This is a genomic window from Rhizobium binae (genome assembly GCF_017357225.1).
Lineage (GTDB): Bacteria > Pseudomonadota > Alphaproteobacteria > Rhizobiales > Rhizobiaceae > Rhizobium > Rhizobium binae.
The window spans coordinates 2,774,985-2,797,274 of record NZ_CP071604.1 but is presented as its reverse complement, the minus strand read 5'-3'; the positions used below and the strand labels follow the sequence as shown (position 1 = coordinate 2,797,274).

Sequence of the window (22,290 nt, the reverse complement as noted above, 5' to 3'; positions counted from 1 at the left end):
GCACCGCGCAGGGTCTGCTCGCCTGTCTCACGTCAGGCCCAGGACGTCCCGCATATTGTATTCGCCGGGCGCGCGCCCTGCGATCCAGCGGGAAGCGGCAAGCGCGCCGCGGGCGAACATGCCGCGATCGAGAGCCGAATGCGAAAGCGTGACAACTTCCTCGGCGGCGGCAAACAGCACCTTGTGTTCTCCGACCAGCCCGCCGGCCCGCAGCACGGCGAAGCCGATCTCGCCGGGCGGCCGCTCGCCGGTGATGCCGTCGCGCCCGCGCCGCTCGACGGATGCGAGGGAAACGCCGCGTCCCTCGGCGGCCGCTTCGCCGAGCATCAGCGCCGTGCCGGATGGCGCATCGATCTTTTTATTGTGATGCGCTTCCAGGATTTCGATATCCCAACCATGGGCGGGAAGGGCGCGCGCGGCCTGGGTGACGAGGCTGAGCAGCATGTTGACGCCGATCGAGAAATTACCGGAGCGCAGGATCGGAATGGTGCGAGCCGCCTCGGCGATCCGCTCGAGCTCGTCCGGCTCGAACCCTGTGGCGCCGATCACCAGAGCCGGTCTGCCCGCAGCGGCGCATAAGCCGGCAAGTTCGGCGGCAGCAGCTCCCGTCGTGAAATCCAGGATCACGTCGGCGGCCGCCATCGCGGCCGAACGATCGATCGACCCGGCGCCCGCGGTGCCGTCACGGCCGATGCCACCGACGAAGGCAAAATCCGGATCGGCTGCCAGCCGCGACAAGATGGCTCGACCCATTCGGCCGTTCGCGCCGGCGACGGCTACTTTGATTGGTGTGGTCACGTTATTTCCTAACTCAGGACGGTGAGCGCGAGGCGGAGGGGTTTTGTCGAGGGACGCAAATAAAGCAGAGCGATGGTGTAGACAACGAACACGATCGGTATTTCCGCAAAGACGGGAATGAGTATGATGCCGTCGCCGGGCCCGGCCCTGTCTCCGGGCGCCATCGTCGGAAAGCCACCCATGGAAATGCCGATGCCTGCGGCCTAATCTATGTCGTGAGCATTCGGGCGATGAAAATAGCCGAAACCGGGATTAGGACGTTCGAAACCAAGACAAATGAAAGCGCAGGAATTCCGGCAGGATTGTCGGGTAGTGTGGATTGTCCTCCATCAGGTTTCTCAGAGGTTGCTATTTATCGCATGCGCGCCAGCGCCGGCGCGGGCTGGCATCTACCAGTTGCCGGGATCGGCGGTGTGATCGATGCTGGCAAACTCGTCAGCTTTATCCCGGTCCAGCTTGACCTCGGTCGTCACCTTCGCCTCGTCGGTGACCGAGTAGCCGTCAGGAACCGGCCCTCTTGATAGTTCCTGATACAGGAGCAGAGCGGCCTCTTCGGCGGTATCGGCCTCGATCTGGCGGGTAATCGATACGGTGTACTTCTGCATGGCTTCGGCCTCTCGATGGTGGCGCAGGCATGGCAGTCTGACACGAGTTTCGTGTTGAGGACACAAAAACTGCGCCGCATGGATTTGGATTCATGTGATGGCTTCGGGCCCTATTTCGATGCCGCTCGAACTTCTGCGGCTTTTCGGTCTCGGGCCTGTCGTGAAGCCCGTCGTCGTCGCCCGAGTGACATCGCCGCCGCGCAGGTCATCCCAAAAATTCAACCAGGCGCGTCGATTGAAGCCTCCGGCTCAACGCGCAGCGATGGCCAGCGCTGCCGATATTGTTCGCACTTCCGATCGAACAATATCGGTTGCACGTTCAGCGGGTTCATCCTGAGCCTGCCATGCCACATGTCGTCGAGGTTGTCGGGCGCGTAAAGACCGCCGCCCGAAACTTCCACTCCTAGCCGGGTACAGGAAATGAGATAATGATCGATGCCGTCTTCAATGCGTTTGAAGGCCGGGAAGTCCTTGCCGAACTTTGCGCCATACCAAAGATGGACACGAGCCTGGTTCAATAAGCGATTCTTGACGCCTGCCTATCGGCGGCAGCCGGCGAGGTCGACCTTCTCTCGCCGGAACCCTGCAACCATGTGGCAAATCGATCATCATCGGTTGCAAGAAATACTTCGCATGGGCTGGAGAAAGACTGTCCGGCTCTTACTTGAGAGAGGAGCAGGAAACGAAAAGCGAAAGGCCCCGTGATGGCAAAGAATACGATTTGCGTATGGTACGACAAGGAGGCTGAGGCTGCCGCCCGCTTTTATGCCGCGACTTTTCCGGACAGCGCCGTGGGTGCGGTTATTCGTGCGCCGGGAGATTATCCCGAGGGTAAGCAGGGAGACGTGTTGGTTGTTGAATTCACCGTCGCGGGTATTCCTTGCATTGGCCTGAACGGCGGTCCTACGTTCAAACACAGCGAAGCTTTTTCATTTCAGATCGCAACCGAGGATCAGCAAGAGACCGACCGCTATTGGAATGCCATAGTCGGCAATGGCGGCCAGGAAAGCGAGTGCGGCTGGTGTAAAGATAAATGGGGCGTATCATGGCAGATTACGCCGCGGGTGTTGACCGAGGCGCTCTCAGCTGGTGGTGATCAGGCAAAGCGGGCCTTTGATGCAATGATGACCATGCGCAAGATCGACGTTGCCGCGATCGAGGCCGCCCGGCGCGGCTGAACCGGCCTGCGCGGACGATCTGTGGCCCGCCTGCTGCGGCAGGTGCACGGCGGGTTTTAAAACCAGATATCGCGCACGCAGCGCCCTTGGGACGGAAGGTCTTCGAACGTCTCAAGCCCATCGAAATGATCGATGGGCAAGTCGGCGACGCGATCCGGAGGCGCAAGCCGAATATTGACGGCCATGCGGCGACGGCCATCCTTTTGAAGCCGCAGGCCGCGCCAGCTCAAGACGCAGGCGCAGGAGGGGCAGAACAGGATTTCGAGAGATGAGTTCTCCCTGCCGGCGCGGGTATAGGAAGCTGTCTCCCCGGTCAGAGTGATACGCTCCCCCTCATAGTCATAGGCCCACAGAACGCCGTAGCGTCGGCAGAGGGTGCAGTTGCACGCGGTAATCGAGCCGGGATCGCCCTCGAGCGTCCAACTCGTCTTGCCGCAATGACATGAGCCCGTCAGCATGCGCGCGTTCAATCCCTGCGCCTCTTCACGCGCCGCATCCTGCCTCAATCGGATAGCGACCGCAATTGGACAATGCGACGTTGCTTCCGGGCTCGAGCCGTCGCGATGACGCCATTCGGTCATTTTGAAATTCTAGTTGAGGTTGAGGCTGGAAGATGATCCCATGCGACCTGGCGTAGTTGAGTCCACGTCTCTTCCCCATTCATCGGGTGGCCAATGTCGATCTCAGATGCGATCTATCGTCCTTTCGAAACCTGGATCCGGCCGCTGGATATTGCCTATCGGCCGCTGCCGTCCAAGGGTCCGGTAGCCGTGCTTCTGCACTTCATTTCGATGTTTCGCGCCGTGCTGATCGCGCTGGCGCTTTGCTCCATGGTGTTCGAGATGATCAACCTGACGATCGTCTGGGGGCTGTCGGTCATCGTCGATGGCGTGACGCAGCAGGGCGCCGCCGCCTTCCTGGAGGCGGAATGGCTGCTGCTTGCTGTCTTCGGCTTCCTGATCTTTCCCGTGATGCCGATCGTTTCGTTCACGCTCAACACGCTGAGCTCGCACACATTGGGCATTGCCATGCCGGCTGCCATTCAGTGGCAGGGCCACAAGGCGGTGGAGCGGCAGGACCTTGCCTTCTTCCACGATCTTTATGCCGGCCAGGTTTCCTCGCGGCTGCAGCAGGTCTCTTCGGCCGTCCAGCAGCAGATCCTTGCCGGCTTCCAGTCCATCCCGCGTTTCCTGATGCAGCTGGTCGGCTCCGTTATCCTGCTCAGCGCCCTGGCCTGGCAGCTTGCCCTGCCGGTCGTCGTCTGGATCGCCCTCAACGTCGCATTCACCGTCAGGATCGTGCCTGTTTTCGTCGAACGCTCGCGCCGCACCGCCAAGCAGCGCAGCATGGTGGCCGGCGCCATCACCGATCTTTATACCAACATGCAGATGATCAAACAGTTTGCGGCCGAAGACAGTGAGGCAGGCGCCATCCGCCGCATCATTCAGAAGGCCGTGCAAACGCAGCACAGCGAACAGCGTATCTATCGTTCGTCGGAAGTGACCGTCGTCGTTCTCAACACGCTGCTGTGGCTAGCCATGCTGTCGATCGGATTTTCCGGTCTCGTCAAAGGCTTCCTTACCGTCGGCGAGTTCGTCGGCGCGATCTACATCCTCAACCGGCTGTCGTCGCAGATCTTCGTCTTCCTGCAGATGGGCCAGCAGATCTTCCAGGCGATCGGCACGATCAGGGATGCCATGCCGGTCATGACGACGCCGCCGACGATCCGCGACCGGCCGGATGCGAGCGAACTCGCCGTGCAACGGGGCGAGATCCGGTTTGAGAATGTCTGCTTCGCCTATAAATCGGGCAAAGCAGTCATCGACGCCCTGTCGCTGACGGTGCAGCCCGGCGAGAAGGTGGGGCTCGTCGGTCTCTCAGGGGCCGGCAAGACCACGCTCACAAACCTGCTCCTGCGTTTCTACGACATCAGGGAGGGCGCGATCCTGATCGATGGACAGGATATCCGCGCGGTCACCCAGACAAGCCTTCGCCGTGCCATCGGCGTCATCGCCCAGGATGTCGCGCTGCTGCACCGTTCGGTCGGCGACAACATCCGTTACGGCCGGCCGGGGGCGACTCAGGAAGAGATCGAAAGGGTGACGAAGATGGCGAGCGCCGATGCCTTCATCGCCGATCTTGCCGACAGCGAGGGCCGCAAGGGCTATGACGCCTTCGTCGGCGACCGCGGCATCAAGCTGTCAGGAGGCCAGCGGCAGCGTGTCGCTATCGCCCGCGTGCTGCTGAAGGACGCGCCGATCCTGGTGCTTGACGAAGCGACCTCTGCCCTCGACAGCGAATCCGAAGCGGCAATCCAGGAAAGATTCAACCTCGTCATGGAGGGCAAGACTGTGATCGCCATCGCGCACCGCCTCTCGACCATCGCCAGGATGGACCGGATCGTCGTGCTCGATCACGGGCGGATCGTGGAAGAGGGCAGGCCGGACGAACTGGTCGAACGGGATGGCCTGTTTGCCCGCCTGTGGAAACGCCAGACCGGCGGTTTTATTCCTGTAGACGTCCACGATTCTTGGCCGGCCCCACTCGCGACTTGATCGCGCGCGACGGTGATGAAAGCTCGCCTGTCATAGCGGGCATCCGTTTTTCGCCGTCATGGCCGATATCGACGTTCGCCCGAATGCAAGGGCCGGCGGGGGAATGCGGGGCTCGATGTAATTTCCCCTCGCGCTATTCCACCAGCCCGAAGATCGGGCCATAGCCGCCGTGCCAGGACCAGTCGTTGCGTCCCATCGCCGGATTGTAAAGTCCGACGCCGCGTCCACCATCGAGAAACAAGGCGTCGGCACATTGCAGGCGATCGCGGAAGAGCCGCGCGAAATCGTGGAAATTGACAGTGTCTTCGCTGATCGCGAAGCGAACGGTCCCGTTCTCGCAGACACCGACACCGCTTCTGCGGGTCCGGTCCATCGAACCGATGATGAAGATCGGATTGAGCTTGTTGGCGATGACGAGCAACGGGCCGGACTGGGTGGCGAAGCGGGCCTTGGGGGCGAGCTTGACGAACGCCTCTGTCGGAAGGATGCCGGCGCCGGTTTCGCCCAGAAAGAACACTCCGTTCGGCTTCTTGTAGAAATTCGGCACCTGACCGGCGGCGCGTTCGGCAGCCGCCATATTGGCGGGTTTCAGTTCCCTGCCGTTCTCGACATACAGTCCCATCGGCGAAAAGTCGGCCCGGTACATGCCGGCATTGACCGCGAAGGTCAGTTTTCGCCCTTCGGCGCGAACGGCTTCGGCAAGGCTTGAAAAAGCGCGGTATGGCTCGCCGTCGGCGCCCTTCCAGAACAGACGCAGGTCGACTTTTCCCACTTCCAATGTGCAGACGACGTATTTCGCCTCATCGAAAGTCTCCTGTCCGCATTGTTCGGCCTGGGCTTGGCGCAGGGGCAACAAGGCTGCGAGCATTAATGCCAGAGCGAGCAGGCCATGTTTCAGGTAGGTCAATTGGGTCACGAATCCGATTTGCCGCCGCCGAGCTGGAAGCCGGTTTCCGCTCCGGCGGCATCGCGGGGAGTGGGAGCTCCGGACATACCGCAATGATCGCTTTTCTGTGGCTGGCAGCCAACGATGCCTGCTGGCCGCTATCCGGTGGGTGCCGGGTGCGCCGAATTCCGTCACCCTCACCTGGCCGCCGGCAAGCAGATGAGGGTGGGCGCGGCGAAGAACGTTTGAAACCAGTTCTACCAGGCGGTCCGGGCCGTGCCGAGGGCTGTTGTGTGCGAGGATGAAACCTGGGCGACGTGCGCCTTGAGCGACACGACGCAGTTTCCGGGATAGGTGAGCTTGTGCAGCGTCAAATGCTTGAGCAACGCTTCTGCGTCGCGCTTCTCGGTGAGTGGAAATGTGACGGTCATGCGAGTCCTCCAAACGACAAACTGAGCATCTGCTAAGAGCTAATGCCGAGTTTCTTTTGCACTGCAACAAGAAAATTTTAACAACAAAATTAAAATCGATTAATTATTCAGTGGGATTTTTTAAGATCGTTTGAAATGTTGGGGCGATGACCGATCGGGCTGATCGGCGGGAGGCGGCGGTTAATCAGGTTGGCCGCTGCGCAGGCGCGTTATCTTCCGTTACGGGCGGCCCAGTTTTTCAGGCGCAATCCGTTGAGCCTGATGAAGCCTTCGGCGTCATGGTTGTTATAGGCGACCCCTCCTTCCTCGAAAGTGACGAGATCGGCGGAATAGAGCGACGACGGCGAGGCTCGGGATATGACCGAGGCGTTTCCCTTGTAGAGCCTGAGCGTGACTTCGCCGCTGACGAAGCCCTGGCTTCGGTCGATCAGGGCTTGCAGCATGTCCCGTTCGGGGGAAAACCAGAAGCCGTCATAGATCAACTCGGCGTAGCGGGGCATGAGCTCATCCTTCAGATGCGCGGCGGCGCGATCGAGGGTGATCGATTCGATGCCGCGATGGGCTGCAAGCAGGATCGTGCCTCCCGGCGTCTCGTAAACACCCCTCGACTTGATGCCGATGAAGCGGTTTTCCACCAGATCGAGCCGCCCGACGCCGTGTCGCCCGCCGCGCTCGTTGAGCTCGGTGAGCAATGCGGCCGGCGTCACCGGCCTGCCGTCCACCGAAACCGGGTCGCCGCTTTCGAAACCGATCGCGACAGTCTCGGGCCGATCTGGAGCGGCGACGGGATCGACCGTGCGCTGATAGATGTAATCGGGTGCGATCTCCGCCGGGTTTTCAAGGAGCTTTCCCTCTGTCGAGGTGTGCAGCAGGTTGGCGTCGATCGAGAAGGGGGCATCGCCGCGCTTGTCCTTCGGCACGGGGATTTGATTCCTCGCGGCATATTCCAGCAACTGGGTGCGAGAGCGGATATCCCATTGGCGCCAGGGGGCGATGACCGCAAGTGACGGGTCGAGTGCATTGACGGCGAGTTCGAAGCGGATCTGGTCGTTGCCCTTGCCGGTCGAGCCGTGGGCGACGGCATCGGCGCCGACTTCACGGGCGACGGCGACGAGATGCTTGGCGATCAACGGTCGGGCGATGGAACTGCCGAGGAGATACTGCCCCTCGTAGAGCGCGTTCGCCCGCAGCATCGGAAAGACGAAGTCGCGGACGAACTCCTCCCTGAGATCGACGATGCGAATGTCCTTGATGCCAAGCATCGCAGCCTTCGCCCGCGCCGGCTCGAGCTCCTCGCCCTGGCCGAGATCGGCGGTGAAGGTGACGACCTCGCACCCATAGGTCTCCTGCAGCCATTTGAGGATGATCGAGGTATCCAGCCCGCCGGAATAGGCGAGCACGATTTTTCCTATCTTTCTTGCCATCAGCTGTCTCCACATCGATGCGTGGAACGATAGGCCAAAACCCACGCAATGAGCTTGCGAAGCATCCCTGAAATTGCGAAGATTTGGCATTATATGCCACTAACTAATCTCAGCGAGCTATAAAATGCCAGTAATCTTGGATGCGATCGATCGGCATATCCTGCGCGTGCTCCAGCGCGACGGGCGCATTTCGAATGTCGAGCTGGCAAGGGAGGTGGGGCTGTCGCCTTCGCCCTGCCTGCGCCGAGTGCGGCTGCTGGAAGAGGCAGGCGTCATTGATCGCTATGTCGCCGTGCTCGACCCGGCAAAGGTCGGTGCGGGGCTGACGGTGTTCGCCCGCGTCTGGTTCAAGACGCAGGACGCCGAGGTGACCCTGCGGTTTGCCGAGGCGGTGAGACGGTTTCCCGAAGTCATGGAATGCTACCTGACGACGGGCGAATGCGATGCCGTGCTGCGCATCGTCACCGCCGACCTGCACAGCTACTGGCGCTTCCAGGCCGATCACCTGACCCGCATCCCGAGCGTGCTCAGCGTCAAGACGGATGTGCCGATGGAAACGCTGAAGCGGAGCTATGAGCTGCCGCTGCGGTAGGTGTTGCTCATTTCTTCAGCCGCGTGGGTGGCCGGTTGCAACCGGTTCATGGCATCACCACGTGTCGATGAAACGGGCAACGGAGCGGCCATGGACAATCGAGAGCAGAAGGCGAGCAATCGGGGATTTTTTGATATTTTTCAGTCGGTATTGGAAGCTATTGTTGATGGGATCTGGGCGTTGGATAGCGAAATCCCCCTTCTGCTGGTCGTCGCACCCCTGCTGATCCTTGTGGTCTTCTACGCATTCCGCGCTCTGCTTCGGCTAGGATCTTGGCTCTGGAGCGTTTGTCGATCCGGCGGCGTCAAGATAAGCGGTCTTCGGATCGGCTGAGGCTGATCGAGCTGTGCCGTTCGGGAGACTATTGCTCCTGGGGTCAGTGGCCTTCGATTTCAGCCTCGGCCGGCGCCAGCCTTGGCGCTGCCCTGATGCCTCTCGCTCAGGCGGTCCTTATCCCCCGCAAGCGGGCCGCGCACCATTGCCATGTCGGCGCAACAACATAACCGACGGCCGGGATGGCTGCGAGCCCGATCAGAATGCCGACGAGGCCTGAGGCGGCAGCCTGAACCAGCCAGGAAAGCACGCCGCCGAGGGCGGGCACTGCCTGTGCAGCGCCTTCACCGGCATCGTGGAGGAGATGGCTCAGCCAGCCGAAGCCGAAGGTTTCGGCGCCGTGCACGATGATGCCCCCGCCGACCCAGATCATCGCCGCCGTCCCGATCAGGCCGAGCACCTTGAGAAGATAGGGCATGCCCTGCACGAGGCCGCGCCCGAACATGCGCAGGAATGCGCCGGCTTGAGACGGGGAGGAGCGCTGGGCAAGCCAGAGGCCGAAATCATCAGCCTTCACGATCATAGCGACGACGCCGTAAACGGCGGCCGTGATCATGGTCCCGACCATGGCGAGAACCAGCGCCTGCATCGCCAGCCCCGACTCGGACAGGGAGCCGAGCGTGATCGCCATGATCTCGGCCGACAAAATGAAATCGGTCCTGACGGCGCTCGCGACCTTTTCGTCCTCGAATGTTTTGGCATCGACGCTGATCGTCTCGAGCTCCGTCTCGTGGACATGGGCGGCATGCGGCACGACGAGTTCGTAGACCTTTTCGGCGCCTTCGTAACAGAGGTAGAGCCCGCCGAGCATGAGCAGCGGCGTCACAGCCTGCGGCAGGAGAAGGCTGAGGGCGAGTGCTGCCGGCAGGAGGAACAGTAGCTTGTTCTTGAGGGAGCCGACGGCGATCTTAGCAATGATCGGCAGTTCGCGCGCCGCCGACAGGCCGGTCACATAACGCGGCGTGACGGCAGCGTCGTCGATCACGACGCCGGCGGCTTTGGCGCCGGCTCTACCCGCCTGAGCGGCGACATCGTCCAGGGAAGCAGCGGCCGCCTTTGCCAGCGCGGCAACATCATCAAACAGGGCAATCAGGCCGACACTCACAAGCAAACCTCTCGTCTAGAGAATGGACAGCGAAAATAGTCAATCGGGCGGCAGCTGGAAAGAGGCGCCGCCACGGATGGTTGCGGCGCGTGCTCGATCGAAATTGCAGGCGGATCACTCGATCTGGATATGGATGTGGTCGTCGTGGCGGGCGGCGCGGCAGCCCTGGAAGCGGACATGGGCGTCGGTGATGCCGAGCGCGTTCTTCAGATGCGGTTCGATGAAGATCTTCTGCAGGCCAAAGCGCGCCACCCCTTCCGTCGTCAGCCAGGCGACTGCCGCTGCGGTGCGCTGCTCCTCGATCCGGTAGGCCGGGAACAACGGCTGGAGCGCATCGAAATTCCAGCGGGTGGTGAGCCAGTCATGGCGACCCGCGCAGGGTAGTTCGTCGCCCGGGCCAGGCTCCTCGAAAGCTAAATAACCGATCGGTGAGCGGGTGGCGCCGTTCAGGAAGGTGTCGTTTGCATCCTTGTAGTAATAGGCGAAGTCGAGCTTCTTGCCGTCGGCATGTGGGAGGTGCGGCAGCAGCGGAAAGCCGTTGACGAAGGGAAAATTTGCGTCAAGCGCGACGGTCGTGGTGCCGGGGAATTGCGCGTCCATGTGGGCAGCTAGCGCCTCAGCGAGATCGCGGACTTCCGGCGTGACGTAGTTGCGATTCAGCGCGCAGTAGATCGGCGAGCGGACCATGAGCCTGTCTTCGGCGCCTGCCATGCATGAGAGTGGGACGCGGCCGAAGTCCGGTGCGGCAAACTGTGTGGCGACGATCGCCGCGGCGTAGCACAAAACTAAGAGCGTGAGCTTGGCGGAAAATCGCCTGAGCCCGAAGGCGTGCGCCGCGGCGAGGGCGATGAGATAGACTATACCGCCGAGTTGGGTGAGCAGCGTCAGGATGAGGACGCGAGGGCGTGGAGGATCGGAGCACCGGGTGGCCTTGCGGAAGGGAGGTTGCATTGCCTTAGGTGAGGCAGTGGGGATGTGCAAGATGGGTGGTGTGTGGGGGCGGTGGGTGTTCGATTTGCCCAAGGCAATGGGTATATGCCGTGTGGCCCCCTCATCTGCCTGCCGGCATCGTCTCCCCGAGGGGGAGAAGCGGAACCGTAGCAACGTCTCGCCTCTTCGATGCCTCGGGAAAGAATGGCGGCAAAGCGGCTTGCCTCTCCAGCGGAGAGAAGGTGCCGGCAGGCGGATGGGCGAGCGACGGAGGAGCTAGTGCTCTGGGCGCGAGCGAAGGCAATCACTCTTCATGCCGTCGCTACCGATCTTAAACCCGCATCGACAGCTCGATATCGTCGGCGAACGGCGTCGAGAGGTAGCCGGCAGCGGGGGTGCGGACGCGGGCGAGATAGTCCGGGCTGACATCGGCGTTGTCGGCGATGATGAGGGCGCCCGGTCTCAGACGGTCTTCCACCAGTTCCAGGATATCGCGATAGAGCGCCTTGGCGCCGTCGAGGAAGAGCAGGTCGATCGTTTCGGGCAGGTCGACGCCCAGCGTTTGCAGGGCGTCGCCCTCTCTTATGTCGACGAGGTCGATCAAGCCGCCGGCCGTCAGGTTTTCGCGCGCCCGCGTGAGCTTCGAGGGCTCGAACTCACTGGTGATCAGCCGACCGCCGCCATTGTCACGCAGGGCTGCGGCGAGATGGAGGGTCGAGATGCCGAAGGAGGTGCCGAACTCGACGATGGTGCGGGCGCGGCTGCCGCGGGCCAGCATATAGAGCAGGGCGCCGGCTTCACGCGAGACGGGAAGCCAGAGATCCTTCAGGCGGCCGTAGAGATCGAGATATTCGGTCTTGCTCTCGATGAGGCGCACGCGTTCCTCGCCTGTGAGCCCCGACATTACAGGGCTCGTCGCCGCGGCGGCTTCCGCGAACAGGCTGTCGAGCAGGGGCGCCAGCGGCGCGGTCGTCAGTGTGGTCATGGGTGAAACTCCGTTTGGATTTGGGAGGGTGTTGCCTCGCGTGAAAAAATACGAATAATTCGTCGCATCTGCTAATCGCGTTGCGGGGTGCCGCCATGACAGGCCGGCCAAGTGCCCGGATTTCTTCACGAAAACAGCCGAAACAGGCCCGCTCCAGCGAGCTCGTGGCGGCGATCCTCGATGCCGCTGCTCAGGTTTTGGCGAAGGAGGGCGCCCAGCGTTTCACCACGGCGCGGGTGGCCGAGAGGGCGGGCGTCAGCATCGGTTCGCTCTACCAGTATTTCCCGAACAAGGCGGCGATCCTATTCCGGCTGCAGAGCGACGAGTGGCGCGAGACGACCGGCCTTCTCGCGACGATCCTGGAGAATGGGCAGAGGCCGCCGCTCGAGCGGCTGCGCAGCCTCGTCCATGCCTTCCTGCGCTCCGAATGCGAGGAGGCGGCAATGCGGGTGGCGCTGCATGACGCTGCACCGCTCTATCGCGATGCGCCCGAGGCGCAGACGGCGAGGGCGTCGGGCGACCGCATCATCGAGCTTTTCATGCGCGAGGCGCTGCCATCGGCGCCGGAGGCGACCCGAGCGCTGGCCGGTGATCTGATCGGCACGACACTCGGCACGGTGGGAAAGCAGTTTTCGGAGGTTCCACGCAGCTCGGCGGAGATCGAGGCCTATGCCGACGCGATGGCCGACATGTTCTGCGCCTATCTGCAAAGGCATGGGTGAGGCAGAGACGGCAGGCGCTTTCGACGCTGACCTTGCCGTCGTTGGGGTGCGATATCCGATGACCAGGGAGGGCAGCGGATGGATGCTCCAGTTGCCGGCGAAGATGCCGAGCTCGAAATCGACCGGGCCGAATATGCCGAACAAGGCCGGCCCGAAGGTCTTGCGATACAAGGCAACGCGCAGGATCACCTGTCGTTTCCCGCAGCGCAGTGTCTTGCGTCGGTGGCCGCCGCTACTGCCGGGCCATCTGTTTCGACAGTTCAGCAAGAAGCTGGTCGTGGCGGGGGTTGGTCTGGATGAGATCGACGGCAAGCGTCATAGCACGGCGGCCTTCGATGCTGTCGATGTCGACCTTCCTCTCTTCACACCATTGCCGGACGGCGTCGGTGACGGTTGTAATCTCGCAATCGTCGAGCGGGATTTGGCATAAGGGCACAGCCGTTCCCCCATGAAGCGGCAAGAGCATATATGGTCTCTCAAGCGGTCTCGCCGATGGGCCGTCGCAGCGAGTCTACGCTTATTCCGAAGCAAAGCTATCGCTATTTGGGCACGGTTCGGCCGCAGCCGGACGGGCTTGTCGTTGCAGGGTGCAGGCTGCCGAAGGCGGACGCACGGCCCGTTTTCTGCTATAATTGTTGGAGCCGCCGTGGATCCCATGGCCTGGCCAATCGAGGCGCAGGTGTGAGATGAGCGATGTTCAGGAACGACTCCTCGACAACAAGATGACCGAGATGGAGCTTGCCCGGTCCTGGAGCCCGCGCGTCATCTCCAAATTCGAAAGCCTGATCCGCAGCGGCGACGATTTCTCGCTCTACCGCATCAACCCGCTGGCCTTCGCGCGCGACCATGCAATCTCCGAGGCCGAAAGCATCGATCTCTTTCTCCATGCGACGCGTAGCGGCCTGTTCGAGATGAGCTGGGACGTCGTATGTCCCCAATCCGGCATGGTGCTCGACAGTTTCGGCGCGCTGCGGACGCTGAAGACCCACTATGTTTGCGGCCTGTGCGACGTCTCCGGCGAAACGGACCTCGATGACTTCATCGAGGTGACTTTCACGGTGTCGCCGCAGCTGCGCCGGCTGCCGTTTCACGATCCCGCTTCGCTTTCGGTCGAGGATTTTCACTGGAAGGCGCGGTTTCTGAGCGATGCGCGGCTGCCCGGCCAGCAGGCCCGCTTTCTCGACGTCCTCAAGGGGATGGTGCGCGGCCTGACCTTCCTGGCGCCGGGGTCGGTCACGACAATGAGGACCGAGCTCGGCCCCGGGGCGCTCGCTGGCATCAATGTGCAGTCCCAGGCGAGCTTTGCGGTGCCGGTGGCAGGCGCGCCCGCCGTGGCGCCGACGCTCCTGCGCGTCCGATATGACGGGCAGCGGTTTTCCGCTTCGCTGCCCGCCGTCCAGCCCGGCCCTGTCATCGTCGAAATTGAGAATTCGGCCGCCCTGCGCGGCTCGCTGCTGCTGATCAATTGGCCGCCCGAGATCCTGGCGCAGACCGCCAAGCCGGTCCTCGACTTCGATCCCTATATGTCGGGCGGCATGCTGCTCGCGCGCCAGACCTTCCGGCGCCTGTTCCGCTCCGAACGCGTCGACGAGAGGGAAGGGCTCGGCATCCGCCAGGTGACGCTTCTGTTCACCGATCTCAAGGGCTCGACCGCGATGTACGAACGGCTCGGCGATCTAAACGCTTATGCGCTGGTGCGCGAGCATTTCGCCTTGCTCGAAGACACGGTGCAGGCGCATGCGGGTGCAATCGTCAAGACGATCGGCGATGCCGTGATGGCCGCTTTCTCCCGCCCGACCGACGCGGTTTCGGCAGCGCTGCATATGCTTGGGGAGATCGAGCGCTTCAACAGCGAACATGGCGATCCCAGCATCATCCTGAAAATCGGCGCCCATTGCGGCCCGTCGATCGCCGTCACCTTGAACGACAACCTTGATTACTTCGGGCAGACCGTCAATGTCGCCGCCCGGGTGCAGTCGCTGGCCGATGCCGGAGAGATCTGCATTTCCGAAGCGTTGTTTTCGGCGCCCGATGTTGGCGGGCTGCTTTCCGGCCACCGGCTGGCCGCCTTCGAGGCTCCGCTTCGGGGTGTCGAGGGAACGGCCTGCGTGTATCGGGTGACGCCTGGCCAGATGTGAGGGTCATCACAAGGAAGAAGGCGGCCGCGATGGCCGCCTTGCCTGACGCCAGCTTGAAGCGGCTATTTCGCCAGCACGATATGGGTGGCGTGTTCGCTGGCGACATGCTCGGTGACGCGGAAGCCGAGCGCGGGGAGGTCGATGCCTGAAAACATCGCTTCGCCCTTGCCGAGCACGACGGGGGCGACGGCGAAATGCAGCTCGTCGACGAGGCCCGCCTCCAGATACTGGCGCACGGTCGCGACGCCGCCGCCGATCTTCACGTCCTTGTCGCCCGCGGCAGCCTTCGCCTTGTCGAGCGCTTCCTCGATGCCTGAGGTGATAAAGTGAAAGGTCGTGCCGCCTTCCATGACGATCGGCTCGCGCGGGTAATGGGTGAGGATATAGGTCGGCGCGTGGTAGGGCGGGTTCGGACCCCACCAGCCTTTCCAGGCATCGTCCGGCCACTCGCCGCGGATTGGGCCGAACATGTTGCGGCCGAGGATGAAGGCGCCGAAACCGGCCATGGTGCGGGCGGCATAATCCTGGTCGATGCCTTCGGAACCATCATCCTTGCCCATCATGGCGCGGAAGGTGCGGGTATGGAAAAACCATTGGAACATTTCCGGCCCCCGCTTTCCCAAGGGATCATTGAGGCTCTGCTCCGGACCGGCGCCAAAACCATCCACGGAAACGGAAAAACCTGCGACACGCACTTTGGACATGATTTCCTCCATCTGATTGCAATATGAAACTAGTTGTAAGCTTGCATAAGTGGTCCTATAATGCAACTAGTTTTTTCCGGAGATGTATCGTGGATATCGAATTGCGGTCTGGCTGCCCGATCAATCTGACGATGGAAGTGCTCGGCGACCGTTGGAGCCTCATCATCATACGGGACATCATGTTCGGCAACCGCCGCCACTTTCGCGATTTGCTCACTCATTCCGAAGAGGGGATCGCCTCCAACATCCTTGCCGCACGCCTGAAGCGGCTGCACTCCCTCGGCTTCATCAGCCGGCGGGAGGATCCGAGCCACAGCCAGAAAGCGATCTACAGCCTGACGGAGCCGGCGATCCAGCTCGTGCCGCTCTTCGCCATGATCGGCGCCTGGGGGCGACGTCACCTGCCGGTGAGCGAGGATCTGAGCATCCGCGCCGAGCTTTTGGAGGAGGGCGGGCAGCCGCTGTGGGATGAGTTCATGGAGGATCTCAGGCAGATCCACATCGTCGACCCGATCGGCGGCGCGAATGGGACGGTGACCTCGCCGGTGCTGACGCGGCTGACGGCGGCGTTTCTAGAGGTGCGGGGCCGGGCGGCTGCGGCGCAGGCATCTTGATGCAGTCCATGGGCGATAGCGCAAGGCAACCGAGTGCTCAGCCCTGACCCCGAGGGAGTGCTGCCGTCACTCCGGGTACGACTCGTTCCGGGTGAACCGGGAGTGACGGGGCGGACGGAGCAAAGGCGGCCAGCTTCGTTGCAGATATCACCAGACGGGCGAGGCCCTGCCTCGCAGCGAATGCGAGCAGTAGCCTGAGTGCGGCTGCCGCATGGCCATTGCGCGCCGGCGGGTTTGCTGGATCTCCTGGGGTCATTGCTCACCTGCGCAGTGCGGCCGGTCGAGAGGCTCGATCGGGGAAGCACGGCCGACCGGCAATGGGAAGGGCAGAGAGGCTTTCCGGCACGCAAAAAGCCCCGCATGGTTATGCGAGGCTTGCTGCCCGGCCGGCTGACTGGACTACCGGCACTGGCGGCGTGGGCCGTAGTTCGGCTGGTAGGTGTTGTCGTAGGCGCGGTACGACCGATAGCGGGCGTAGCAATATTCGGCATGCGAGCTATAGCCACTCGAACTATAGGCCCGGGGTTGCGAGGCGATGATGCCGCCGATCAGGGCGCCGGCAGCCAAGCCGCCGATGATGGCCCCGGTATTGTCATGATGGTGATATCGTCGGCCATAGCGATAGTGATCGTGATGATCGTCGTCGCGATTGCGATAGTAGCTGCGGTCGCGGTAGTGGTGGCGTTTGCGGTACCAGTAGTCGTCGTTGCCGAACTGACCAGGGCAGTTCGTGAAGTTATTGCAGCCGACCGTCATGATCCTGGCCTCGCCACCTCCGGGGACTGGCTGCGCGGCCGCCCGTTGCGCCGGGCTCGGCACAAAGACGGGGCCCGCCGATGCCGGCATTCCGGAGAAGGCCGTCGCTATCGACAGGGCAATGATGGCGAATTTGTTCATTTCGTTCACCTTGGGTAAACCAATGTATCGAGGGGATAACGCAAGGGAAGGGATTTAGTTTCATTCTGGGAATGATGGAGGCATTTCTCGCCGAAAAATTCGGCAGGAAGTTCAAATTGAAAGCAGTTGTTCAATTCGATCTTTATGAGCTTGCTGGTTCAATCCTGTTGCAACGGCAATCGAGTGCGGAAGGATCATCATGCGGCTCTCCAGACTTCTCGGCGTTCTCTGTCTCTCAACGACAGTGGCGCTTTCACCTCTTACCATTCTATCTACCGATCTCTCGCCTGCATTCGCGAAGGGCGGCAATGGAGGCGGCGGCGGTAACGGCGGAGGAGGAGGCGGTGGCGGCAACGGCGGTGGCGGCGGCAGCCACGGCGGCGGAGGTGGCAGCGGCGGCAGCCATGGTGGCGGTAACAGCAACGGCGGCGGCGGAAGGAGCAGCACCCACTCCAGCAGCAAGAGCGAAAACGGCCGTAGCGTCAAGGGCGCCGGCAAAGCGGTCCAGACCGGCAAGGCCGGCAAGGCGAAGTCGGCCAGGCAGACCGTTAGCACCAAGGGCTCAGCCAAGAAGACCACCATTGCCTCTGCCCCTGCGGCAAAGCCCGCGAAGAGGCCTGCGGCCGAGCTCGCCGACCTCAATTCGCTCAAACGCAACTTCCACGCCCTGATGAATACGGCGGATCCACGCATGGCGGCGATCTCGGCATTCGCCATCGCCTATGCGCAGTACGAACTGGCCAACGGGGCTGCCCCGGCGGCCGACGATCCCGCTCTTGGCGACGCCGCGCTGGCGGCCGCGCTCGCTTCCGCCACTAAGACCGGCACGGTCAGCTCTGAGGCCCTGAGCTGGGCAAAGGATACGCTTGGCGTCGGCACGGCGGTCGGCACGATTGACCAGATGCGGGAGACCATGGCGGCACAGGCCCCCGCGGCGGAACCCGCTGCAGAGGGAACCGAAACCGAGACCAGCGATGCGGTGGAGGGCAGCGAGTCGACAGATCCTGCCGTGAGTGCGGAAACGCCCGAAGCCGACACGGGCACCTCGGAAGAGGTATCGGGAACGACCGAATCCCCGCCGGCTATCGATCCGACTGAAACCTCGGCGCCGACGAGCACGGAGACCACCGGCCTCTGATCGCGCCAAGCAGGCGTCGCCGAAAAACGTCCGTCCCTATCTCGATCGTGAAGAGGAAGGTCGGCGGCGCGGAAGGGGACGCCCGGGATGAAATGACGTGCCCGGTCAGCCTCGCTTCCCGCCGGCAAGCACGCGAAGCTGGGTCTCGTCATGCACCCCCTGCCGATATAGCTCGATGATGAGGGCGCCGAGACGATCGGCTTGCTCGCTTGACCTGTCGAGATCGAGCCCGCTGCAAAGGGCTTCGTGGACGCGCCTGCAGACAGCGAGGTCCTGCGAGGCGAGCGGTTCGTCACGCGTGCTGAACAGCTTGTCTGACATCGCGATCTGCCTTCTTCCGATGCCGTGAATCGCTATTGCGAAAAAAGATAATTTCGCAGACGTTGCTCTGCAAGATGGGCGAATGTCTGAAATGTAAAGCCAGCGCAATGTTTCAAGATGTTGCAGCGCCCTCTTTGCGCGTCTGAAAAAAACGGGCGGGCGAAGACGCGGGCGAAGCCATGGAGAGGCGCAAACTGACGGCGTCAGAGCAGCTAGCTCGTTGCCGGGTCCTTGCCGCCGTGCTGCGACAAGCGCAGTTCTCTTAGCCGCTTAGTCTTTTCCCGGCGAGCCCGCTGCTCCGCCTCGATGGTTTCCTTGGCGGCTCGCTCGGTATTTTCAAAACGATCCTGCCGGTAAGCCTTTGATGAGGGTTCGCGTTCTCTTTTCATGGCCGCTAAACGCAAATCGGCGAAAACGGTTTCATGCGAAAGCGGTTTTTTGCCGTAAAACGGCCTGGCCGGCGGGCGCCTTATCAGCACCCGCCGGCTGGGCGTCAGCCCTTGATGAAGGCGAGGATGTCGGGGTTGATTATGTCAGCATGGGTGGTGCACATGCCGTGCGGGAGTGTCTCGTAAACCTTGAGCGTGGCGTTCTGCAGCAGCTTGGACGAGAGCAGCGCGGAATCGGCGATCGGCACGATCTGGTCGTCATCGCCATGCATGACGAGGGTCGGCACGGTGATGATCTTCAGGTCCTCGGTGAAGTCTGTTTCCGAGAACACCTTGATGCCGTCGTAATGCGCCTTGGCGCCACCCATCATGCCCTGGCGCCACCAATTGTTGATGATCGGCTCGGACACTTTCGCGCCTGGCCGGTTGAAGCCGTAGAACGGGCCGGCCGGCAGGTCCTGGTAGAACCGCGAGCGATTGGCGGCGAGCTGCTGGCGCAGGCCGTCGAAAACTTCGATCGGCAGACCGCCGGGGTTGGCATCCGTCTTGACCATGAGCGGCGGCACGGCGCCGATGATGACGAGCTTGGCAACGCGGCCCTGCGGCTGGCCATAGCGGGCGACATAATGGGTCGCTTCGCCGCCGCCGGTGGAATGGCCGACATGGATGGTGTTCCTGAGATCGAGATGCTCGACGACGGCTGAGGCATCGGCGGCGTAATGATCCATGTCGTGGCCGTCGCCTATCTGGGTGGAGCGGCCGTGGCCGCGCCGATCATGGGCGACGACACGGTAGCCCTTCTCGAGGAAGAACAGCATCTGAGTATCCCAGTCGTCGGCGCTCAGCGGCCAGCCGTGGTGGAACATGATCGGTTGAGCGGTCTTCGGCCCCCAATCCTTGTAGAAAATCTCGACGCCGTCCTTCGTTGTGACTGTGCTCATGTCATCACTCCTTGATTGGTTGGATTGGACTAAAACAGACGTTGCAGGCGGGATCGGCAAGGCCAGGGGGCGTTACACCAGGGCCAGAGAACCGTGCCTGCGGGGATCAAAAGCGACTGAAGACATATGATGTGCTTATTGAACGCATGATTCTATTCCATTGATATGATGGAGGTATGATAGGCGTGTTTTCATGTGTGATGCCAAGCCTTCCTGGCGCTAGGGGACATGGCGCGCCTTGCCCGGCTGCTTCGCTGTGAAATTCCTTTGATCCCCCGCAGCTCGGTTGCTGAAAGCGGCCGAAATGCCGGCTGATCTGAGCAATGAGCCATTTTATTTCCATTCATTCAATATATCTGTCGCGGTAGCTCGATATATCTGTCCGGCCAGGTTCGCCTTTGCTCCCATTGCGCCGGGATTGCAGGCTCCGTTGGCGCTCACTTGAACGCGGATCGACGCCCAACCATCTAATCCTCACAAACAGCGCCATGGCGAACGATCGTAATCGCGATTGCTTTTGCCGGCGGCGGGACGGCCGTTGTTGCCGCCAGGGGATCGGATCATGGGTTTCATGGACAAGGACATCGCGCCCGGGGATGACGGGGCGCTCATCGATGCCTATTCGCAGTCGATCGCAGCCGCAGTCGACACGGTTGGCCCGGCGGTCAGCCGGATCGAGCGAGTGGGGGGCCGGCAGGGGCACGGGTCGGGCTTTGCCGTTTCGCCCGATGGCCTGATCATCACCAACAGCCATGTCGTCGACGACGCCAAGCTCGTACGCATCACGACGCCGGACGGATTCATCACAGAGGGGCGTGTGCTCGGCCGCGATATCGATACCGATATTGCCCTTGTTCGAGCCAATGCGAGCACCGGGGCCTGGGCGAGGCTCGGCGACTCCCAGCGTTTGCGCCGGGGGCACATCGCGATCGCGATCGGAAACCCGCTGGGCTTCGAATGGACCGTCACTGCCGGCATCGTCTCGGCGCTCGGCCGCTCGATGCGGGCGGCAAGCGGCCGGCTGATGGAGGATGTCATCCAGACCGACGCGGCGCTTAATCCCGGCAACTCCGGCGGACCGCTGGTGTCGTCGCGCGGCGAGGTCATCGGCGTCAACACAGCCGTGATCCAGGGCGCGCAGAGCATTGCCTTTGCCGTGGCATCGAATACGGCCAATTTCGTCGTTTCGGAAATCCTCCGCTACGGCCAGGTGCGGCGCGCCTTCATCGGTATTTCAGGCGATACGATCGTGCTGCCGCGCCGGGTTGCGCTCGCAGCGGGCATTGTGCAGACGACCTCCGTTCGCATCCGGCGCGTCGAGCCGGAAGGGCCGGCCGCAAAGGGCGGGCTGCAGGAGGGTGATTATATTCTCGCCATCGACGCCAGCCCGGTCGGCGGCGTCGACGATATTGTCCGGCTGATGGATGGCAACAGGATCGGCAGAGAAACGGAGATCCTGGTGTTCTCCGTGGCCAGACGGATCGAGAAGAAGACCTTGCTGCCGATGGTGCGGTCATGAGCCGTGGCAGAGTTCGTAAGACACGGCAAGCACATGCGGACGTGGCGACGAAGACATAACGCTACGTCAGGCGCTGACCGCTTCCTGCTCTGCCCCGGTAAAATCGACGGCCGCGAAGGCCGCCGCCAGCACTTCGGGTCCGGCGCCGCTTTTTGCCGCGTCGGTGGAGAGGATCTGGCGGTAGCGGCGGGCGCCGGGCAGACCGGTGAAGAGGCCGACCATGTGGCGGGCTACGTGCTGCAGCCGGCCGCCGCCGGCGATATGGCGCTCGGCATAGGTCATCATCCGCTCACATAGCGCCGGCCAGTCGGGTTCTGCCGCCGGCGCGCCGAAGAAGCGGTGGTCGACGTCGGCAAGCACCGCCGCGTTCTGGTAGGCCGCCCGGCCGAGCATCACGCCGTCGACGTGGCGGAGGTGATCGGCTGCCTCGTCGAGCGTGCGGATGCCGCCGTTGATGCCGATGAACACATCTGGCCAGCGCTGTTTCATCCGGTAAACGATCTCGTAGTCGAGCGGTGGGATCTCGCGGTTCTCCTTCGGGCTCAGGCCTTTCAGCCAGGCTTTGCGCGCATGGATCCAGATCGCGTCGGCGCCGGCGTCGAGAACGCGCGTGATAAGCGCGGGCAGCGCCTGTTCAGGCTCCTGCTCGTCCACGCCAATGCGGCATTTCACCGTGACCGGCACGGTCGAAACCGCCTTCATCGCCGCGACGCATCCGGCCACCGTCTCCGGCGTCAGCATCAGGCAGGCGCCGAAGGTGCCCGATTGCACGCGGTCGGAAGGGCAGCCGACATTGAGGTTGATCTCGTCATAGCCATAGGGTTGGGCGATCCTCACCGCCTCGGCAAGCTTGGCCAGGTCCGATCCGCCGAGCTGCAGCGCCAGCGGATGTTCTTCGGCGTCATGGCCGAGCAGCCGCTCGCGCGGGCCGTGGATAATCGCGTCAGCGACCACCATCTCGGTATAGAGCAGCGCCTGCCGGCTGATCTGGCGGTGGAAATAACGGCAATGCCGGTCAGTCCAGTCAATCATCGGGGCGACCGCAAATACTGGAGCCCCTACTTTCCGGGATTTTTCATAGAAAT

General features: G+C 62.4%; 25 protein-coding genes and 2 pseudogenes. 9 read left to right on the top strand and 18 right to left on the bottom strand.

What is annotated here, in order from left to right:
* Nucleotides 1-27: 27 nt before the first annotated feature.
* The 3 genes from dapB to J2J99_RS13800 form a co-directional block, all read right to left on the bottom strand.
* On the bottom strand, nucleotides 28-798 hold the full coding sequence (dapB, locus tag J2J99_RS13810; RefSeq protein WP_168300803.1) for a 4-hydroxy-tetrahydrodipicolinate reductase: 771 nt from the start codon (nucleotides 796-798) through the stop codon (nucleotides 28-30).
* 389 nt (nucleotides 799-1,187) lie between these two features.
* On the bottom strand, nucleotides 1,188-1,403 hold the full coding sequence (locus J2J99_RS13805; RefSeq protein WP_168300804.1) for a hypothetical protein: 216 nt from the start codon (nucleotides 1,401-1,403) through the stop codon (nucleotides 1,188-1,190).
* A 218-nt stretch (nucleotides 1,404-1,621) separates the two neighbouring features.
* A complete protein-coding gene (locus J2J99_RS13800; protein ID WP_246638836.1) occupies nucleotides 1,622-1,921 on the bottom strand; it encodes a nucleotidyltransferase family protein in 300 nt (99 codons plus the stop codon).
* A 186-nt stretch (nucleotides 1,922-2,107) separates the two neighbouring features.
* On the opposite strand from J2J99_RS13800, the gene J2J99_RS13795 reads away from it, so the two are divergent.
* Nucleotides 2,108-2,581 (top strand): VOC family protein, encoded by a 474-nt coding sequence (locus tag J2J99_RS13795; protein ID WP_168300805.1) that lies wholly within the window; start codon nucleotides 2,108-2,110, stop codon nucleotides 2,579-2,581.
* Nucleotides 2,582-2,637: 56 nt separating this feature from the next.
* On the opposite strand, the gene J2J99_RS13790 is transcribed toward J2J99_RS13795, so the two are convergent.
* Complete coding sequence (locus J2J99_RS13790; protein ID WP_168300815.1) at nucleotides 2,638-3,039, bottom strand: GFA family protein; 402 nt, start codon at nucleotides 3,037-3,039, stop codon at nucleotides 2,638-2,640.
* 216 nt (nucleotides 3,040-3,255) lie between these two features.
* On the opposite strand from J2J99_RS13790, the gene J2J99_RS13785 reads away from it, so the two are divergent.
* Nucleotides 3,256-5,136 (top strand): ABC transporter ATP-binding protein, encoded by a 1,881-nt coding sequence (locus tag J2J99_RS13785; RefSeq protein WP_168300806.1) that lies wholly within the window; start codon nucleotides 3,256-3,258, stop codon nucleotides 5,134-5,136.
* A gap of 133 nt (nucleotides 5,137-5,269) precedes the next feature.
* Here the strand turns inward: J2J99_RS13785 and J2J99_RS13780 are convergent, their stop codons facing one another.
* From J2J99_RS13780 to J2J99_RS13770, 3 genes are all read right to left on the bottom strand, one after another.
* Nucleotides 5,270-6,043: a phosphodiester glycosidase family protein gene (locus J2J99_RS13780; RefSeq protein WP_205919124.1), complete on the bottom strand. Its 774-nt coding sequence runs from the start codon at nucleotides 6,041-6,043 to the stop codon at nucleotides 5,270-5,272.
* Nucleotides 6,044-6,279: 236 nt separating this feature from the next.
* On the bottom strand, nucleotides 6,280-6,453 hold the full coding sequence (locus tag J2J99_RS13775) for a hypothetical protein (RefSeq protein WP_016733396.1): 174 nt from the start codon (nucleotides 6,451-6,453) through the stop codon (nucleotides 6,280-6,282).
* Nucleotides 6,454-6,662: 209 nt separating this feature from the next.
* Nucleotides 6,663-7,877, bottom strand: coding sequence for an argininosuccinate synthase (locus J2J99_RS13770; protein WP_168300807.1), 1,215 nt, complete (start codon nucleotides 7,875-7,877; stop codon nucleotides 6,663-6,665).
* Between the two features lie 124 nt (nucleotides 7,878-8,001).
* Here J2J99_RS13770 and J2J99_RS13765 point away from each other — a divergent pair, with 124 nt between their 5' ends.
* Both J2J99_RS13765 and J2J99_RS13760 read left to right on the top strand, forming a co-directional pair.
* The gene (locus J2J99_RS13765; protein WP_168300808.1) at nucleotides 8,002-8,469 is read left to right on the top strand and encodes an Lrp/AsnC family transcriptional regulator; all 468 of its coding nucleotides are present in this window, start codon (nucleotides 8,002-8,004) and stop codon (nucleotides 8,467-8,469) included.
* A gap of 48 nt (nucleotides 8,470-8,517) precedes the next feature.
* Nucleotides 8,518-8,802 (top strand): hypothetical protein, encoded by a 285-nt coding sequence (locus J2J99_RS13760; protein WP_168300809.1) that lies wholly within the window; start codon nucleotides 8,518-8,520, stop codon nucleotides 8,800-8,802.
* Nucleotides 8,803-8,908: 106 nt separating this feature from the next.
* On the opposite strand, the gene J2J99_RS13755 is transcribed toward J2J99_RS13760, so the two are convergent.
* The 3 genes and pseudogenes from J2J99_RS13755 to J2J99_RS13745 all read right to left on the bottom strand — a co-directional run bounded on the left by J2J99_RS13755 (nucleotide 8,909) and on the right by J2J99_RS13745 (nucleotide 11,822).
* Nucleotides 8,909-9,907 carry a DUF808 domain-containing protein gene (locus J2J99_RS13755; protein WP_168300810.1) on the bottom strand — a complete coding sequence of 333 codons (999 nt, stop codon included), beginning with the start codon at nucleotides 9,905-9,907 and terminating at the stop codon, nucleotides 8,909-8,911.
* Between the two features lie 114 nt (nucleotides 9,908-10,021).
* Nucleotides 10,022-10,821: pseudogene (locus J2J99_RS13750) on the bottom strand (hypothetical protein).
* Nucleotides 10,822-11,168: 347 nt separating this feature from the next.
* The gene (locus J2J99_RS13745) at nucleotides 11,169-11,822 is read right to left on the bottom strand and encodes an O-methyltransferase (protein ID WP_168302420.1); all 654 of its coding nucleotides are present in this window, start codon (nucleotides 11,820-11,822) and stop codon (nucleotides 11,169-11,171) included.
* A 95-nt stretch (nucleotides 11,823-11,917) separates the two neighbouring features.
* On the opposite strand from J2J99_RS13745, the gene J2J99_RS13740 reads away from it, so the two are divergent.
* Nucleotides 11,918-12,544 carry a TetR/AcrR family transcriptional regulator gene (locus tag J2J99_RS13740; RefSeq protein ID WP_168302421.1) on the top strand — a complete coding sequence of 209 codons (627 nt, stop codon included), beginning with the start codon at nucleotides 11,918-11,920 and terminating at the stop codon, nucleotides 12,542-12,544.
* 16 nt (nucleotides 12,545-12,560) lie between these two features.
* On the opposite strand, the pseudogene J2J99_RS34705 reads toward J2J99_RS13740, so the two are convergent.
* Both J2J99_RS34705 and J2J99_RS13735 read right to left on the bottom strand, forming a co-directional pair.
* Nucleotides 12,561-12,715, bottom strand: a pseudogene (locus J2J99_RS34705) (lipase); the annotation flags it as partial.
* A gap of 61 nt (nucleotides 12,716-12,776) precedes the next feature.
* Complete coding sequence (locus tag J2J99_RS13735) at nucleotides 12,777-13,010, bottom strand: hypothetical protein (protein WP_205919370.1); 234 nt, start codon at nucleotides 13,008-13,010, stop codon at nucleotides 12,777-12,779.
* Between the two features lie 220 nt (nucleotides 13,011-13,230).
* Between J2J99_RS13735 and J2J99_RS13730 the strand changes: the two genes are divergently transcribed.
* A complete protein-coding gene (locus tag J2J99_RS13730; protein WP_168302423.1) occupies nucleotides 13,231-14,682 on the top strand; it encodes an adenylate/guanylate cyclase domain-containing protein in 1,452 nt (483 codons plus the stop codon).
* A gap of 62 nt (nucleotides 14,683-14,744) precedes the next feature.
* Here J2J99_RS13730 and J2J99_RS13725 read toward each other — a convergent pair whose 3' ends face one another.
* A complete protein-coding gene (locus J2J99_RS13725) occupies nucleotides 14,745-15,386 on the bottom strand; it encodes a dihydrofolate reductase family protein (protein ID WP_168302424.1) in 642 nt (213 codons plus the stop codon).
* 89 nt (nucleotides 15,387-15,475) lie between these two features.
* On the opposite strand from J2J99_RS13725, the gene J2J99_RS13720 reads away from it, so the two are divergent.
* A complete protein-coding gene (locus J2J99_RS13720) occupies nucleotides 15,476-16,000 on the top strand; it encodes a winged helix-turn-helix transcriptional regulator (RefSeq protein WP_168302425.1) in 525 nt (174 codons plus the stop codon).
* 399 nt (nucleotides 16,001-16,399) lie between these two features.
* Here the strand turns inward: J2J99_RS13720 and J2J99_RS13715 are convergent, their stop codons facing one another.
* Nucleotides 16,400-16,897: a BA14K family protein gene (locus J2J99_RS13715; protein ID WP_168302426.1), complete on the bottom strand. Its 498-nt coding sequence runs from the start codon at nucleotides 16,895-16,897 to the stop codon at nucleotides 16,400-16,402.
* 199 nt (nucleotides 16,898-17,096) lie between these two features.
* On the opposite strand from J2J99_RS13715, the gene J2J99_RS13710 reads away from it, so the two are divergent.
* Complete coding sequence (locus J2J99_RS13710) at nucleotides 17,097-18,035, top strand: hypothetical protein (protein WP_207600927.1); 939 nt, start codon at nucleotides 17,097-17,099, stop codon at nucleotides 18,033-18,035.
* A gap of 105 nt (nucleotides 18,036-18,140) precedes the next feature.
* Here J2J99_RS13710 and J2J99_RS13705 read toward each other — a convergent pair whose 3' ends face one another.
* From J2J99_RS13705 to J2J99_RS13695, 3 genes are all read right to left on the bottom strand, one after another.
* A complete protein-coding gene (locus J2J99_RS13705; protein ID WP_168302017.1) occupies nucleotides 18,141-18,356 on the bottom strand; it encodes a hypothetical protein in 216 nt (71 codons plus the stop codon).
* A gap of 212 nt (nucleotides 18,357-18,568) precedes the next feature.
* Nucleotides 18,569-18,835 (bottom strand): hypothetical protein, encoded by a 267-nt coding sequence (locus J2J99_RS13700; protein WP_168302015.1) that lies wholly within the window; start codon nucleotides 18,833-18,835, stop codon nucleotides 18,569-18,571.
* A gap of 14 nt (nucleotides 18,836-18,849) precedes the next feature.
* Nucleotides 18,850-19,686: an alpha/beta fold hydrolase gene (locus J2J99_RS13695; RefSeq protein WP_168302018.1), complete on the bottom strand. Its 837-nt coding sequence runs from the start codon at nucleotides 19,684-19,686 to the stop codon at nucleotides 18,850-18,852.
* Between the two features lie 562 nt (nucleotides 19,687-20,248).
* Here J2J99_RS13695 and J2J99_RS13690 point away from each other — a divergent pair.
* Complete coding sequence (locus tag J2J99_RS13690) at nucleotides 20,249-21,205, top strand: S1C family serine protease (protein WP_168302019.1); 957 nt, start codon at nucleotides 20,249-20,251, stop codon at nucleotides 21,203-21,205.
* A gap of 66 nt (nucleotides 21,206-21,271) precedes the next feature.
* Here the strand turns inward: J2J99_RS13690 and dusA are convergent, their stop codons facing one another.
* Nucleotides 21,272-22,237 carry a tRNA dihydrouridine(20/20a) synthase DusA gene (gene dusA, locus J2J99_RS13685; RefSeq protein WP_246735457.1) on the bottom strand — a complete coding sequence of 322 codons (966 nt, stop codon included), beginning with the start codon at nucleotides 22,235-22,237 and terminating at the stop codon, nucleotides 21,272-21,274.
* Nucleotides 22,238-22,290 lie beyond the last annotated feature (53 nt).

Excerpts from the sequence above, each read along its gene's own strand:
- dusA (WP_246735457.1), bottom strand. The coding sequence starts at position 22,237 with ATGATTGACTGGACTGACCGGCATTGCCGTTATTTCCACCGCCAGATC.
- J2J99_RS13790 (WP_168300815.1), bottom strand. The coding sequence starts at position 3,039 with ATGCTGACGGGCTCATGTCATTGCGGCAAGACGAGTTGGACGCTCGAG.
- J2J99_RS13765 (WP_168300808.1), top strand. The coding sequence starts at position 8,002 with ATGCCAGTAATCTTGGATGCGATCGATCGGCATATCCTGCGCGTGCTC.
- J2J99_RS13725 (WP_168302424.1), bottom strand. The coding sequence starts at position 15,386 with ATGTCCAAAGTGCGTGTCGCAGGTTTTTCCGTTTCCGTGGATGGTTTT.
- J2J99_RS13705 (WP_168302017.1), bottom strand. The coding sequence starts at position 18,356 with ATGTCAGACAAGCTGTTCAGCACGCGTGACGAACCGCTCGCCTCGCAG.
- J2J99_RS13690 (WP_168302019.1), top strand. The coding sequence starts at position 20,249 with ATGGGTTTCATGGACAAGGACATCGCGCCCGGGGATGACGGGGCGCTC.
- J2J99_RS13715 (WP_168302426.1), bottom strand. The coding sequence starts at position 16,897 with ATGAACAAATTCGCCATCATTGCCCTGTCGATAGCGACGGCCTTCTCC.
- J2J99_RS13740 (WP_168302421.1), top strand. The coding sequence starts at position 11,918 with ATGACAGGCCGGCCAAGTGCCCGGATTTCTTCACGAAAACAGCCGAAA.
- J2J99_RS13710 (WP_207600927.1), top strand. The coding sequence starts at position 17,097 with ATGCGGCTCTCCAGACTTCTCGGCGTTCTCTGTCTCTCAACGACAGTG.
- J2J99_RS13795 (WP_168300805.1), top strand. The coding sequence starts at position 2,108 with ATGGCAAAGAATACGATTTGCGTATGGTACGACAAGGAGGCTGAGGCT.
- J2J99_RS13745 (WP_168302420.1), bottom strand. The coding sequence starts at position 11,822 with ATGACCACACTGACGACCGCGCCGCTGGCGCCCCTGCTCGACAGCCTG.
- J2J99_RS13775 (WP_016733396.1), bottom strand. The coding sequence starts at position 6,453 with ATGACCGTCACATTTCCACTCACCGAGAAGCGCGACGCAGAAGCGTTG.
- J2J99_RS13735 (WP_205919370.1), bottom strand. The coding sequence starts at position 13,010 with ATGCTCTTGCCGCTTCATGGGGGAACGGCTGTGCCCTTATGCCAAATC.
- J2J99_RS13805 (WP_168300804.1), bottom strand. The coding sequence starts at position 1,403 with ATGCAGAAGTACACCGTATCGATTACCCGCCAGATCGAGGCCGATACC.
- J2J99_RS13760 (WP_168300809.1), top strand. The coding sequence starts at position 8,518 with ATGGCATCACCACGTGTCGATGAAACGGGCAACGGAGCGGCCATGGAC.
- J2J99_RS13695 (WP_168302018.1), bottom strand. The coding sequence starts at position 19,686 with ATGAGCACAGTCACAACGAAGGACGGCGTCGAGATTTTCTACAAGGAT.
- J2J99_RS13785 (WP_168300806.1), top strand. The coding sequence starts at position 3,256 with ATGTCGATCTCAGATGCGATCTATCGTCCTTTCGAAACCTGGATCCGG.
- J2J99_RS13730 (WP_168302423.1), top strand. The coding sequence starts at position 13,231 with ATGAGCGATGTTCAGGAACGACTCCTCGACAACAAGATGACCGAGATG.
- J2J99_RS13770 (WP_168300807.1), bottom strand. The coding sequence starts at position 7,877 with ATGGCAAGAAAGATAGGAAAAATCGTGCTCGCCTATTCCGGCGGGCTG.